Here is a 12,671-nt window from a genome sequence, read left to right as displayed (position 1 = left end):
AAAAGATTGGTCGAGAAACGGCCTTTTCAGAGCAGAGGAAAAAGAAGAGATGAAAAAGCGTTGGTTAAATTCGGTTATCAAAAACAGCAAGACCCAGGCACCGGCATTGCCGTTTCACCGGACAGTGCGCTTAGCCCACAAGCATGCGCCCAACATCACGCTTGTGAAGAAATTAAAGACCGCCTGAGCGAGGCGGTCTTTAACGAAGGGTTCACCAGTACTTTTCGTATCAGTAAGCAAGGGTGGATCGCCTCGAGAACGGGGCGGTCCATTTCTGTTTTTACGGTCATGAAGGCCGCAATTGTGGTCGACGAGGCGAAGTGATGGAAACAAACACCCAAACTCTGGCCACATTGGTTAAATTTCCGATACAAAATCGGCAAAAACTTGACTGAATTCAGGCATTTCTGCCATGATTGAAGTGTAAATAGTAATGTCCCATGACAGTCCTTCTGTCGTTGTCGGTGGGGGCCGACGCGGTTGTGACATCCTTGTAGTAGGTACCACAGCATGACCATGCCCTCTTTTTCCAACGCCTTGCCGCAGCCGAATTCCGAATACAAAAGGCCACCAAGTCGCTCACATGCTGCCATTGAGGACCGCAAATCTCTGGTGATGCGCAAGTTTCAGATCGCCAGCTTGACACGCGATGGTGCGATCCATTCAACGGACCAGATCGGTCCGGCGACACCCGAATTCGAAGCCGCTTTTTCGGGCTTTGCACATGGTACGTTGATCAAAACATCCGAGGGGATGATCGCTGTCGAAGACCTTCTCCCCGGTATGGAATTGATCACGGCAGAACGCGGACCAATGCCACTATTGTGGATTGGGTCAATGACCTTGGTGCCCGAGCACGACAGCCCGACTTCGAAAAATACGCGTCTGACCCGCATCATGTCTGACAGTTTTGGCCTCGCCCGCCCCGCGGGTGATCTGATGGCCGGTCCGGGTGCACGTATTTTGACCCGCACGACCGAGTTCCATGACATTGTAGGCGCGGAACAAATTTTAGCACCGGCCCGCGAACTGGTGGATGGCGTTCAAGTTATTCATATCTCTCCGCCGCGACCCGTAAGTGTGTACCATTTATGCCTGCATCGCCATGCTACCATCAATGTAGCGGGGCTGGAGGCAGAGACATTTCACCCCGGTCCAGGTTTCGAATGCGCTATGGGAACGAACATGCTGGCGCTTTTCCTGTCATTCTTTCCCCACATCCACGTACCATCGGATTTCGGCCCTCTTGCGCATCCTCGCAGGGCCGAAAATGGACTTTGTGAAACGGGATAGTTGACTATCAGGCAGTCTTGTTCAAACGCTCTTCGAGAACGTCGAAAGGCACGCCCGGTTCATCCTTGGCACCGCGGATCACCAGCGACGTTTTCACGCTGCCTACGTTTTCGGCGGCCGTCAGCTCTTCGGTCAGAAAACGTTGAAAGGTCGACAGATCAGGTGCAACACATTTGAGGATGAAATCAACCTCGCCGTTCAGCATATGGCATTCGCGGACAAGCGGCCAACCATCACATCGCTTTTCAAACGCGCTGAGGTCTGCTTCAGCCTGGCTTTGCAGCCCGACCATGGCATAGACCTGCACCTCGAACCCCAGCTCACGTGCATCAACATCAGCATGATACCCGCGGATATAGCCCTGTTCTTCCAAAGTTCGAACGCGACGCAAACAAGGTGGTGCCGAGATACCGACGCGGCTGGCCAACTCGACATTGGTCATGCGGCCATCGGCCTGCAATTCGGCCAGAATCTTGCGATCTATGGGATCAAGACGTGCTGCGACCATGGCGGGTGACCTCCTTCGTTTCTTATAGCAGCGGCAGCAGCGCGCGCAATAATGTTTCAACGTCGAGCAACAATCTATCTAAACAGCTAGAATTCAACCTGAGGTCGCAATTCCTCGAATCGGCACCATCATGACCCTACGTAAATGCGTTAAATTACGTGAAAATTTGATTATTTTGCTTCACGAATCCGTTAGCTTTGAGCTAATATCCGCCTAAGCGATTCATTTAGGGTCGTGATGTGCTTTGTTTCTCCGGATCTATTTTGTGGGGGCAATGTAATTTTAAACTAAAGAGGCCTGGCCCATTCAGGCGCGTCCGTGAGCGTAAATTACTGATCGGACAAAACCCGAGGGGGTCGGCTTTCTGAAAAGAAAGTGGTGGAGGTTCACCCAATGAAACTCAAAAAACTAATCATCGCCGCAGTGGCGAGTCTTGGTCTGGCCGGTCCGTCATCGGCTGCCGTAATTGATATCGGCTTTGCGCTGGACCAATCGGGAAGTGTCGGATCGTCAAACTTCAACCTGGTGCGTACTGCACTGGCAAATGCGCTTGACCAAATCCCGACTTCGGGCCCGAACCAGTACCGGATCGGCGTGGTCAAGTTCAACAGCTTTGCAACCAATGTTGTTTCGCCTCCGACGATCGTCACAGCTGGCAACATCGCCGCGATCAAGAACACGATCGCAACGACATCCTATTCCGGTGGTGGCACAAGCATCGCGGCAGGCGTGACAGCGCTGACCAACATGTTCACTTCGGCTGGCTTGGGTGACATGACGCTGTTCAACGTGACAACCGATGGTCAGTCGTCAATCTCGGCCCTGCAGGCAGCATCGACTGCGGCTGCGGCTGCGGGCGTTGATGGCATCAGCTACGAAGGCATCGGCGGTGGCGTGAACACTGCCGGCCTGCTGAGCGTTGCTTTCCCGACACCTGCCGTGCTGGCGACACTTGCAACAATCCCGGATCCGACCAAGAACGGTTTTGTTCTGCCGGTTGCAAGCTTTGCTGATTACGAAGCCGCAATCAAAGCCAAGGTCCAGCGGATCGTGACACCGACAATCCCACTGCCAGCGGGTCTTCCGCTGATCCTGTCGGGTGTTGTGTTCCTTGGTGGTCTGCGCGCTGCGAAAAGCCGCAAGGCCGCAGCGTAACACACGCGACATAGCCCAACAAAATTGGCCCGCAGTTTTGACTGCGGGCCTTTTTTATTGCCAGTACACCGTCGAACTTTGCGGTTTTACTTTGCCAATTCCTCGATATTGATCAGCATCTTGTCCTCGCCCACATAAACTGCGGTGGCCGTGGTAACCTGTTCTTTGGTCAGCCCGTCGTGATTGTCAGGTGCTTCTGCCGGAGCGTCATCCGGGTTGGTCCAGAACCAGACGCCGCAGGGCAGACGTTCGCCGCAAATCTCGGCACCCGCCTTGCCCAGATCTTCCTGGCTCAGGCCCTCGGGGCATAGCGCGACCGAGATGATGTCGCTGCTGTCGCGCACCTCACACAACCCTTCCTCCTGCGCGGCAACGGTTGTCGCCGCCGCCATCGCCAGCACTGAGACCGCGGCTAAACTTCGAAAGTTACTCATAAATCCCTCCAATCGGGCTTTCTCATTATTTCAACAATATCAAATCAGGACCGGCGGCACACGCAAGATCACACCAAACCCATACCGGCTTACATCCAAACGCCTGTATTATAACAGTAATAGCCGCTCAGCATACCCCAAGTGACCGCCAAATCCTTCTCTTGGGCAAAAAAACTGGCGTCATCGGGATTCCGTTTCCCCGCGATCTGGCCTTGGTCGTCCAAATCCAAATAATCCCGGAGACGGGCGCCAGCTCTTGATGCGAACGGAATTTCCATCAGAGGGTTTTGTCTTGGGAATGCTCCGACTATATGAGACGGGCACATAAACGCCGGGAGAATCCGTTCATGTCAGAGACGCGCCACACCAAGACCCTGATCATCGGCTCCGGCCCTGCTGGCTATACCGCCGCTGTCTATGCCAGTCGCGCGATGCTATCGCCCATTCTGGTGCAGGGGATTGAACCTGGCGGCCAGCTGACCACCACCACCGAGGTTGAAAACTGGCCCGGTGATACCGAGGTACAAGGCCCCGATCTGATGGTGCGCATGGAGGCCCACGCCAAGGCGATGGGATGTGAAATCATTGGCGATATCATCATCGATTTAGACGTCAGCAAACGCCCCTTTACCGCGAAGGGTGACAGCGGCACCACCTACACCGCCGACGCGGTCATTCTGGCCACCGGCGCGCGGGCTAAATGGCTGGGTCTGGACAGCGAAGAGGCGTTCAAGGGCTTCGGAGTCAGCGCCTGTGCCACCTGCGACGGTTTTTTCTATCGCGGCGAGGAAATCGTGGTGGTCGGCGGCGGCAACACCGCCGTCGAAGAAGCGCTTTTCCTGACCAATTTCGCATCGAAAGTGACGCTGATTCACCGCCGGGATGAACTGCGCGCCGAGAAGATCCTGCAGGACCGTCTGCTGAAACATCCCAAGATCGAACCGTTATGGTTTCACGAGTTGGAAGAAGTTATCGGTGATGACAATCCCAAGGGCGTGACCGGCGTTCGGGTGCTCAACAACAAGTCAGGCGAGGTGACGACCATCCCCTGCAAGGGTGTCTTCATCGCCATCGGCCACGCCCCCGCAACCGAACTGGTGAAAGACACGCTGGAGCTGCACAATGGCGGCTATGTCAAGGTCCAGGCGGGCAGCACCCACACCTCGGTGCCGGGCGTGTTTGCCGCCGGCGACCTGACCGACCATATCTACCGCCAGGCGGTCACCAGCGCCGGTATGGGCTGCATGGCGGCACTGGATGCCGAGAAATTCCTGGCCGAGCAGGAATGACATCGGCGCCATCCGTCAGACTGACCCCGATTTCCGGGAAATTTTGGCGGATTGTCTGGCAGGACCGGTTACATACGGTTCTTGACGGGGTTTTGTCACCCGAGGGGCGCCTGCACCATTCCGGCCAGAAAGCGCTTTATATCTCCCCCTCGCCGGACTGGGCGGCAATGGCGGTTGATGCTTATATACGCGCCGACGATCCACCCCGTCTGCTGGTTGAGCTCGAGGTAACCGACGCCAAGGTTGTTGATTTGCGCGATGCTGACATCTGTCATGCGATTGGTGTGAAGGTAGCGACCGCCGGCGTGCCGTGGCAACCCGAACGTCAGCAGGGAAAGCCCGCTACAAGCTGGCAGGCCAGTGACGCGGTGCGGCGCACAGGGGCCGATGGGCTGATCTATCCCGCCCGCTCCTATCCGGATCGCTGGCATGTCGTTTTGCACAGGTGGAATGAGCTGGGCGCGGTCAGGATCTCGGATGCAGGCAGGGCGCAACCCTGGTCCAAATCCAAGCCGTGACCCACTGGCCACAGTCGCGAAACAGTCTGTTGCAAGCAAGATTTGGGGTTTTGTTTTTGCATAAGCTGTGACATGTGTTCACGCGTGAACATACTTTTGAGTCGCCTTTATGAATTCGATCGACCCCAAACCCAATCTGCCGGAAAGCGATCAACTTTTTCGCCTTCTGCGCCAGCTCGATCTGGCGCCGGACGCGTCGCAGCGGGCCACCGCCACGGCGCTTGGGGTTTCCCTGGGTGGGCTGAATGCACAGCTTCGCGCAGCAGCTGAGGCAGGCTTCATCAGCATAAGCGACCGCAAGGGCGATGACCGTCGCCAGCGTTTCGCCTATGCGCTGACGGCGCGCGGAGCTGCGGAAAAAGTACGTCTCACAGATCAATTTCTCGCGCGGAAACTTGCAGAATACGACGCTCTGCATGCCGAACTGACCGGCACCGCCAGTAATCTTGTTCCCCTCAAACACAGGACCAGTCTCGTGCAAAACAACCTTGCTCCCATTCCCGAACTCTTTGTCTCTTACGAAAGCGCGCAGAAACTGAAAGTCGAAGCCGCCGATCTTGTCAGCTGGGATCTGACCCCGCGCCAGATTTGCGATCTGGAACTTCTGATGAACGGTGGCTTCAGCCCGCTCAAAGGTTTTTTAAGTGAAGAAGACTATAACGGCGTTGTTGAGAATATGCGTCTGGCCGACGGTAAGCTCTGGCCGATGCCTATCACGCTGGATGTCTCCGAGAAATTCGCCGAAGGGCTGCAGATGGGGCAAGACATTGCCCTGCGCGATCAGGAAGGTGTCATTCTGGCAACGATGACTGTCACCGACAGCTGGACGCCCAACAAGAAGCGCGAAGCCGAAAAAGTGTTTGGGGCCGATGACAGCGCCCACCCGGCCGTGAACTACCTGCACAACACCGCAGGCAACGTCTATCTGGGTGGCCCGGTGGTTGGTATCCAGCAGCCGGTGCATTACGATTTCCGTGGCCGCCGCGACACCCCCAACGAGTTGCGCGCTTACTTCCGCAAGCTGGGCTGGCGCAAGGTCGTGGCCTTCCAGACCCGCAACCCCTTGCACCGCGCGCATCAGGAGCTGACCTTCCGCGCCGCAAAAGAAGCGCAGGCCAACCTGTTGATCCATCCGGTCGTGGGCATGACCAAACCCGGCGATGTCGATCACTTCACCCGCGTGCGCTGCTACGAGGCGGTGCTGGACAAATACCCAGGATCGACCACCACGATGTCGCTGCTGAACCTGGCGATGCGCATGGCCGGCCCCCGCGAGGCCGTCTGGCATGGTCTGATCCGCAAGAACCACGGCTGCACGCATTTCATCGTCGGTCGTGATCACGCGGGCCCGGGCAGCAACTCCGCCGGTCAGGATTTCTATGGCCCCTATGATGCGCAAGAGCTTTTCCGCGAGCATCAGGAAGAGATGGGCATCGAAATGGTCGACTTCAAACACATGGTCTATGTGCAGGAACGTGCCCAGTACGAGCCGATGGACGAGATCAAAGACAAGGACAAGGTGACCGTCCTGAACATCTCGGGCACAGAACTGCGCCGCCGTCTTGCCGAAGGTCTGGAAATTCCGGAATGGTTCAGCTTTCCGGAGGTGGTGAAAGAGCTGCGCCGGACCCGCCCGCCACGGTCCAGACAGGGCTTCACCGTCTTTTTCACCGGCTTCTCGGGCTCGGGGAAATCGACGATCGCCAACGCGCTTATGGTCAAACTCATGGAGATGGGCGGTCGCCCGGTCACTCTGCTTGACGGTGATATCGTCCGGAAAAACCTCAGCTCAGAACTGGGTTTCTCAAAGGAACACCGCGACCTGAACATCCGTCGTATCGGCTATGTCGCTTCTGAGATCACCAAAAACGGCGGTATCGCCATCTGCGCGCCGATTGCGCCCTACGCCACAACCCGCCGCGCCGTGCGCGAGGACATCGAAGCGTTTGGTGCCTTTGTCGAGGTTCACGTAGCGACCAGCATCGAAGAATGCGAACGCCGCGACCGTAAGGGCCTCTACAAGTTGGCGCGCGAAGGCAAGATCAAGGAGTTCACCGGAATTTCTGACCCTTACGATGTACCGGAAAATCCTGAGCTGAGCGTCGAGACTGAAAATGTCGATGTCGACAACTGCGCGCATCAAGTGGTTCTGAAACTGGAACAGATGGGCCTGATTGCAGGTTAATCCAACCAGTACAAGTGACTACAAAACGGGCTACCCTTTGCCAGGCGGCCCGTTTTTTGTTTTATCTGTGATTTATGTACGCGATCTCACTCACTTCGATCCCACCGCGTTTTGACAGGTTGGGTCCTGTTCTAAATAGCCTGATGTCACAAGACCCGGCGCCGACTGCGGTGATATTATGCCTGCCGTACCGCTACCGTCGGTTCCCTGGTGAGGTGGTGCTACCAGAGTTGCCTGACGACGTAAGCTTGATGTGGGTCGACCACGATCTGGGACCGGCGACCAAAGTCCTACCCGCCGCTGGGGCACTAGCGGGTACATACCAGCACTTAATCTACTGCGACGACGACTGGCTGATGCCACCGCATTGGGCTGCCACACTATTAGCGGTACAGCGTAGCAAAGAAGCTGTCGCCTGTACTGGTTATAATGTCTGTCGGTTGGGCCGCACTTCCAAGACATCTTCTGAAATGGTGGACATTGCACAGGGATTTTCCGGCGTTCTGGTGAATCCGGCGTGGTTGGCGGGCAACGATCTAGCGCCACCAGAGCCGGCGTGGTCTGTCGATGATATCTGGCTATCGGGGCAATTGGCACAGCAGGGCATCCAAATCAGGTTGGCTCCGGAAGCGCGCCACAATTTACGTTTGGCGTACGCGGATGAACACAGCTTGCAGGACCGTTTGATTCCTGGCCTGGACCGCGATTCCGCAAATCGAGCCTGCGCTGACTTGTTATATGAAGAATTCGGAATCTGGCCGACACGGGTTTGAACCTGCCGCCAAGATTAACCCTTTTGGCGCTCACTAAGTTGCTGCGCGCCGCGTTCAGCCAAGGGGCCAGTGCCATCTTTCCAACGGCGGTGAATCCAGAACCACTGCTCCATCCGCTCGCGCACCTGATGTTCCAGCCGGTCATTGACTTCCTGGGTCATAGTCACAGCATCTGTCGGCTCAACCGGTTCTTCTACAAGAATGTTGAAATCCAGGCCATTCTCGGCCCGTATTCCCCAGACCGGCACCAATGGTGCATCAAATTTCAACGCCAGCTCTGCCGTCGCCAAAGGAGACATTGCTGGTTTACCGAAGAATTTGAGAGGCACGCCATCGTGAGCGTTAAGATCAGTCAGAATGGCCAAGACGCCACCACTGCGCAGGTGTTTGACCATCTGCATCATGCCGCGTCGCCCTTGTTCGAACATCGGCTGTGACAGCGCGCCCATCGCCGCCGTGTAGCGGGTATTGAACCAGTCATTATGCATCGAGCGATAAAACACGCCCATCTCGAACCCCTGCTCGATCATTGCGACCCGTGCAGCGTTGAAACTGCCAAAATGTCCGGTCACGAAAATAATCGGTCGGCCATCTGCCTGGGCCTGTTGTATCGTCTCAACGCCCGGTCCGAAGACTTTGGAATGACGCGTCCGTTCCGAGAATTCCTTATGCGAAAAGAGCTCGATCATGTTGCGCCCGGCATTGTCGGGCACAGCACGCATGAGGCGTGTCACTTCAGCCTCGGGCAAGTCTGGCAGAACATGGGCAAGGTTTTCGCGAACACGTTTGTCATACCCGGCGATCGGTGCCACGACCTTGGAAGTCAGCCATCCGACAAGCGGAATGCGCCATCGATAAGGAAACAATCGTGCAAGCGCAATTGGCGCATACATTGCCAATCCGACAAATGTATCGCTGACACGACTTGCAAATGGGGTAGACTTGTCGCTCATTACCTTGCCACAATGGGGTTAGTCGACGCAGACATAAGCTTGTACCCGTTCAATCACAAGGTTTAACGGCTTGTGCGAGAAAGGGTAAGCCAAGCATGACTGACCCTCGGAACATAAAGGCGAACGTCGGCTGATATCAGCCCCCATCCTTGCCCGCTAACTTTAACACCGGATATCGCATCAGGTGGACCAAGTGCGGAAACACCAGCCTTGGCCGTTCGGTACAGCCAGTAACCCTGCCCGGAGACAAGGGTTGGATATGGTCAAAATGGTTTGGCCCAACGAACCAAATTCGACACAGGATGTAGAAAAATATTAAAGCTCTAGAGGTAAGTTTTCCGGGTCATAATCATCCCGTTTAGCCTTGCGCGCGTAGACACTGGGATGAACCTGTGCGGTGACATCCACGTCCCTTGGCTCCGACCTAGGCAGATAAAAACCCAAGACCTTGCGGCGAGCGTACCATTCCAAGCGGTGCGACCGTTTTGGCAAATATTCGAGGATTTTCCAGGCCCATGACATCGATTCATGTAGATCATCGGTTTCGTTCGGCGCTGCATAATGCCACGTACTGTTCTTGGGATTTTCACCGAAAACCAATAGATTAGGTAGTTTTTTCCGAAAGCGCAGACCATTTTCAGCAGCCTCATCCATCATCCATTTCAGCGCAATTTTCGCTGCCCCGCTTTCGGATTCGGGATAACCGCCGCCGATGTCGGAGTGCACGCCTGAGAACCAGACCTGCTTGATATCCTGATCTTCTGCGACATCGTCTTTGATGAAGGGATTCGGTTTGAATTTCTGCGGCTCTTTCCAGGGGGTCAGGCGAAACATGCGCCGCCTCTCGTCAATAGCCATCGCATGGCGAAACGTCTGCACACTTGGGTTGGAGTGCGTGTAAGGCAGCACCTGAAATGACGGCACATAAAAGCGATCTGGCCTTGGAATGATGACCGATCCGACGGTATCCCAACACCCCATGAAACGGATCGGCACATAATTGGTCTGCAATACGCGGTGAATGCGCCAGGCGATCTTGAAATCATCCTCTTCGCTGGCCTGTTTGTAAGCGGTCAGGGCATAGCCACAGAGGTTATCCTGCTCTGGCGACAAAAGCCCAATTAACTTCATAAATCCTGCCAAAACGCGGACCGTGTACGCACCCCGACTGAAGCCGAACAAATAGATTTTATCGCCTTGTTGGTAGTGTTTAACAATGAATCGATACGCCTCAAGCACGTTGTCATCGAGCCCATATCCGGTGGCCAGGCCAAAGACGCCCTTGGCTTTGTTCTTGAGGACCGCCCAGGCACCGCTGTTACTGATCGTACCAACACCAGGGTCGTAATAAGCGACCTGCCTCTCATCCTTTTCCAGAATGCGGAAAAACTTGAGGACATTGGATTGATGTTCTTTGATTTCGTTGCCGGTACCGTCGCAGCAAATTACAATAGATTTTGACATTCCTTTTGATCCTTTCAGATCTGAATGCCAATCATGCTAACGGCGATGTTAACGCAATACAAACAGGGCGGTTACCAGCCCTGCTCAGCACTTTATCGAGTGACTTGAAGGTTAGTGAACCGCCACAGGCTCCATGTCGTTTTGCCGTGCCAGAACAAAGGCCAGCGACCTGTCACGCACCAGAGCCAGGCGTTCGCCATCACTGGTGTGAACAGCATAAAGCGTCTCATGACCCATCGCCTGCTCACGCATTTCCTCGGGCAAATCTGCGACATTTACCGCACGCACATAGACAATTGCCCGCTCTGCGTCAGCTCCAAAATTATATTTCGTATCCATACCACTTACCCCTTTCTGATCTTGATCGTCTGCACCACGGTCTCCGGCTGTGCCCGTGTCAAATCGACATGTAGCAAGCCGTTTTCAATGATCGCTTCGCCAACTTCGACACCATCCGCCAGCACGAAGGATCGCTGGAATTGCCGCGCGGCGATGCCGCGATGCAGGAAAATCCGGTCTTCGCCCTCTTCGCCCTGACGACCCCGGATGACCAGTTGCCGGTCTTCAACGGTAATCGAAAGGTTATCCTCGCCAAATCCAGCGACAGCCAGCGTGATGCGATAGGAATTCTGCGAGGTTTGTTCGATATTGAAGGGTGGATAGCCTTCATTGCCCGATTTAGCGCTGCGTTCCAGCAGGCGTTCCAGCTGTTCAAATCCGAGCATATAGGGGTGCGACCCCAGAGTAAGCTTTGTCATCGACACGTCCTTGGCTTTAAGCGACAGTCATGTGCAAGGCCCCTTTATGGCGACCTTCAGATATAAATATGGGCATTAAGCCTGTTGCGTGCAAGGGCTTTGCGAAACCGTGGTTAAGCAGTATGTTAGCGATCAAAGGTGCCAAGGAATCGTCCCCAGATGAACGCCTATCGCGATCTATCAATGAAATCCGAGGAAGTTTTGCGCGTTGAACTTGAAGAGTTTCGCCGCCAGCATCGTGATTTGGATGAGGCAATTTGTGCCTTGGAAGAAAAAGGCGCACGCGATCCGCTCACAATCAAGCGGTTGAAACAGCAGAAACTGCGCCTCAAAGACATCATCGCCATGATCGAAGACCGGCTGATCCCAGATATTATTGCCTGACGGCTTCGTCAGGGGCTTTTCCGCGCCACCAATGTGAAACTCATCGGAATTTGAGCGGTTCGACCCTCGTAAATGTCGTAGTCGACCTCGCGGTTCGAATGCGCATATTCACTAAGGCGTTCGATAACCAAACCCGCTTTAGAACAGGCGGTAACAATCTCTCCCAGTCCATGCGTGAACCAATAGGAGGTCGGACCAGGCTTGCCCGGCGTACCATCATAGGTGATGGTCTCGGACCATGTCATTGGCGTTTTGTCAAAGTAAGATCGGAACGGATTGAAGGGGTCTTTCGCGTCGGGATCGAACATTTCCATCACCGGGTGCGATTCATAGATCACCAATGAGGCGTTAGCGGACAATAACCCGGCCACAATCTCAAAAAATCGCACCAGATCCGGCATCCAGTTCAATACACCAATCGTAATCAGGCCAAGTTCAAAATCGCCGGGCATATCGTCGGGCAGATCATAAATGTCTGAGCACAGAAACTGACATTCAGACCCTGCCAAGTCCGCCAGTGTGCGCGCTTGCGCAAGGAACGCCTCGGACACGTCGATACCAAGCACTGGGATCGCGCCCAAGGACGGCAGCGATAGCAACTCACGCCCGTTGTTACATCCGATTTGCACTGCCCGGCGGCCAGCTATGCCGATATCCTGCAAGGTTTGCGTCATGGTCTGGTCAAATGTCGAAAACCCTCCCTCTTTCAGGCTCCGGATCATATCGTGCCATTCTGCTCTATCCTCGAACGCGGCAGCCGACGCATCCCAGGCATCTCGGTTGGAAGCGGTAATCTCTGTCAGCTTTTTCATTTTTGTACCTGATTGGTTGCTGCGTCCTTTTCTCTGCCAAAAGACGCTCGTTTTCAATGTCCACGCTAATTGCAATTGCCGTTCATCTTAGCAGTAGAACTCTGTGCACGGATCAGTATAGTGCGCGCTTCATTGCTAAAGGGCG

At 55.0% G+C, this 12,671-nt stretch carries 15 protein-coding genes; 8 read left to right on the top strand and 7 right to left on the bottom strand.

The genetic code is table 11. From position 1 onward, the window contains the following. Nucleotides 1–6: 6 nt before the first annotated feature. Entirely contained in the window at nucleotides 7–324 is a 318-nt protein-coding gene (locus Q1B27_RS12225) for a hypothetical protein (RefSeq protein WP_299847939.1), read from the top strand. Nucleotides 325–510: 186 nt separating this feature from the next. Continuing rightward, nucleotides 511–1,293, top strand: a complete 783-nt coding sequence (locus Q1B27_RS12220) for a Hint domain-containing protein (protein ID WP_299847937.1) — start codon at nucleotides 511–513, stop codon at nucleotides 1,291–1,293. 7 nt (nucleotides 1,294–1,300) lie between these two features. Here the strand turns inward: Q1B27_RS12220 and Q1B27_RS12215 are convergent, their stop codons facing one another. Then, entirely contained in the window at nucleotides 1,301–1,801 is a 501-nt protein-coding gene (locus tag Q1B27_RS12215; protein ID WP_299847935.1) for an Lrp/AsnC family transcriptional regulator, read from the bottom strand. A gap of 393 nt (nucleotides 1,802–2,194) precedes the next feature. Between Q1B27_RS12215 and Q1B27_RS12210 the strand changes: the two genes are divergently transcribed. Next, nucleotides 2,195–2,956, top strand: coding sequence for a VWA domain-containing protein (locus tag Q1B27_RS12210; protein WP_299847932.1), 762 nt, complete (start codon nucleotides 2,195–2,197; stop codon nucleotides 2,954–2,956). An 86-nt stretch (nucleotides 2,957–3,042) separates the two neighbouring features. Here Q1B27_RS12210 and Q1B27_RS12205 read toward each other — a convergent pair whose 3' ends face one another. Further along, on the bottom strand, nucleotides 3,043–3,390 hold the full coding sequence (locus Q1B27_RS12205; protein ID WP_299847930.1) for a hypothetical protein: 348 nt from the start codon (nucleotides 3,388–3,390) through the stop codon (nucleotides 3,043–3,045). A 347-nt stretch (nucleotides 3,391–3,737) separates the two neighbouring features. Here Q1B27_RS12205 and trxB point away from each other — a divergent pair, with 347 nt between their 5' ends. The 4 genes from trxB to Q1B27_RS12185 all read left to right on the top strand — a co-directional run bounded on the left by trxB (nucleotide 3,738) and on the right by Q1B27_RS12185 (nucleotide 8,155). Next, on the top strand, nucleotides 3,738–4,679 hold the full coding sequence (gene trxB, locus Q1B27_RS12200) for a thioredoxin-disulfide reductase (RefSeq protein ID WP_299847928.1): 942 nt from the start codon (nucleotides 3,738–3,740) through the stop codon (nucleotides 4,677–4,679). Further along, nucleotides 4,676–5,197, top strand: a complete 522-nt coding sequence (locus Q1B27_RS12195; protein WP_299847925.1) for an RES family NAD+ phosphorylase — start codon at nucleotides 4,676–4,678, stop codon at nucleotides 5,195–5,197. Before trxB ends, Q1B27_RS12195 begins: the two co-directional genes overlap by 4 nt. Before the next feature lie 109 nt (nucleotides 5,198–5,306). After that, nucleotides 5,307–7,382: a bifunctional sulfate adenylyltransferase/adenylylsulfate kinase gene (locus Q1B27_RS12190; RefSeq protein WP_299847923.1), complete on the top strand. Its 2,076-nt coding sequence runs from the start codon at nucleotides 5,307–5,309 to the stop codon at nucleotides 7,380–7,382. Nucleotides 7,383–7,612: 230 nt separating this feature from the next. Then, nucleotides 7,613–8,155 carry a hypothetical protein gene (locus Q1B27_RS12185; protein ID WP_299847921.1) on the top strand — a complete coding sequence of 181 codons (543 nt, stop codon included), beginning with the start codon at nucleotides 7,613–7,615 and terminating at the stop codon, nucleotides 8,153–8,155. Between the two features lie 14 nt (nucleotides 8,156–8,169). On the opposite strand, the gene Q1B27_RS12180 is transcribed toward Q1B27_RS12185, so the two are convergent. From Q1B27_RS12180 to Q1B27_RS12165, 4 genes are all read right to left on the bottom strand, one after another. Further along, the gene (locus Q1B27_RS12180) at nucleotides 8,170–9,108 is read right to left on the bottom strand and encodes a lysophospholipid acyltransferase family protein (RefSeq protein ID WP_299847919.1); all 939 of its coding nucleotides are present in this window, start codon (nucleotides 9,106–9,108) and stop codon (nucleotides 8,170–8,172) included. A 315-nt stretch (nucleotides 9,109–9,423) separates the two neighbouring features. Further along, nucleotides 9,424–10,572, bottom strand: coding sequence for a DUF2235 domain-containing protein (locus tag Q1B27_RS12175; protein ID WP_299847916.1), 1,149 nt, complete (start codon nucleotides 10,570–10,572; stop codon nucleotides 9,424–9,426). A 111-nt stretch (nucleotides 10,573–10,683) separates the two neighbouring features. Further along, nucleotides 10,684–10,911: a DUF1150 family protein gene (locus Q1B27_RS12170; RefSeq protein ID WP_299847914.1), complete on the bottom strand. Its 228-nt coding sequence runs from the start codon at nucleotides 10,909–10,911 to the stop codon at nucleotides 10,684–10,686. 5 nt (nucleotides 10,912–10,916) lie between these two features. After that, a complete protein-coding gene (locus tag Q1B27_RS12165; RefSeq protein ID WP_299847913.1) occupies nucleotides 10,917–11,330 on the bottom strand; it encodes an Hsp20 family protein in 414 nt (137 codons plus the stop codon). Nucleotides 11,331–11,489: 159 nt separating this feature from the next. On the opposite strand from Q1B27_RS12165, the gene Q1B27_RS12160 reads away from it, so the two are divergent. Beyond that, on the top strand, nucleotides 11,490–11,714 hold the full coding sequence (locus tag Q1B27_RS12160; RefSeq protein ID WP_299847912.1) for a DUF465 domain-containing protein: 225 nt from the start codon (nucleotides 11,490–11,492) through the stop codon (nucleotides 11,712–11,714). 8 nt (nucleotides 11,715–11,722) lie between these two features. Here the strand turns inward: Q1B27_RS12160 and Q1B27_RS12155 are convergent, their stop codons facing one another. Then, nucleotides 11,723–12,526 carry a bifunctional 2-polyprenyl-6-hydroxyphenol methylase/3-demethylubiquinol 3-O-methyltransferase UbiG gene (locus Q1B27_RS12155; protein ID WP_299847911.1) on the bottom strand — a complete coding sequence of 268 codons (804 nt, stop codon included), beginning with the start codon at nucleotides 12,524–12,526 and terminating at the stop codon, nucleotides 11,723–11,725. Between the last annotated feature and the right edge of the window lie 145 nt (nucleotides 12,527–12,671).

It is taken from the genome of uncultured Roseovarius sp. (assembly GCF_947489715.1).
GTDB lineage: Bacteria > Pseudomonadota > Alphaproteobacteria > Rhodobacterales > Rhodobacteraceae > Roseovarius.
This window is presented reverse-complemented; position numbering and strand designations above follow the sequence as displayed.

What these genes read in the sequence shown, in the direction of transcription:
- trxB (WP_299847928.1), top strand. Translation starts at nt 3,738, where the DNA reads ATGTCAGAGACGCGCCACACCAAGACCCTGATCATCGGCTCCGGCCCT.
- Q1B27_RS12220 (WP_299847937.1), top strand. Translation starts at nt 511, where the DNA reads ATGACCATGCCCTCTTTTTCCAACGCCTTGCCGCAGCCGAATTCCGAA.
- Q1B27_RS12165 (WP_299847913.1), bottom strand. Translation starts at nt 11,330, where the DNA reads ATGACAAAGCTTACTCTGGGGTCGCACCCCTATATGCTCGGATTTGAA.
- Q1B27_RS12175 (WP_299847916.1), bottom strand. Translation starts at nt 10,572, where the DNA reads ATGTCAAAATCTATTGTAATTTGCTGCGACGGTACCGGCAACGAAATC.
- Q1B27_RS12210 (WP_299847932.1), top strand. Translation starts at nt 2,195, where the DNA reads ATGAAACTCAAAAAACTAATCATCGCCGCAGTGGCGAGTCTTGGTCTG.
- Q1B27_RS12155 (WP_299847911.1), bottom strand. Translation starts at nt 12,526, where the DNA reads ATGAAAAAGCTGACAGAGATTACCGCTTCCAACCGAGATGCCTGGGAT.
- Q1B27_RS12215 (WP_299847935.1), bottom strand. Translation starts at nt 1,801, where the DNA reads ATGGTCGCAGCACGTCTTGATCCCATAGATCGCAAGATTCTGGCCGAA.
- Q1B27_RS12180 (WP_299847919.1), bottom strand. Translation starts at nt 9,108, where the DNA reads ATGAGCGACAAGTCTACCCCATTTGCAAGTCGTGTCAGCGATACATTT.
- Q1B27_RS12195 (WP_299847925.1), top strand. Translation starts at nt 4,676, where the DNA reads ATGACATCGGCGCCATCCGTCAGACTGACCCCGATTTCCGGGAAATTT.
- Q1B27_RS12190 (WP_299847923.1), top strand. Translation starts at nt 5,307, where the DNA reads ATGAATTCGATCGACCCCAAACCCAATCTGCCGGAAAGCGATCAACTT.
- Q1B27_RS12170 (WP_299847914.1), bottom strand. Translation starts at nt 10,911, where the DNA reads ATGGATACGAAATATAATTTTGGAGCTGACGCAGAGCGGGCAATTGTC.
- Q1B27_RS12160 (WP_299847912.1), top strand. Translation starts at nt 11,490, where the DNA reads ATGAACGCCTATCGCGATCTATCAATGAAATCCGAGGAAGTTTTGCGC.
- Q1B27_RS12205 (WP_299847930.1), bottom strand. Translation starts at nt 3,390, where the DNA reads ATGAGTAACTTTCGAAGTTTAGCCGCGGTCTCAGTGCTGGCGATGGCG.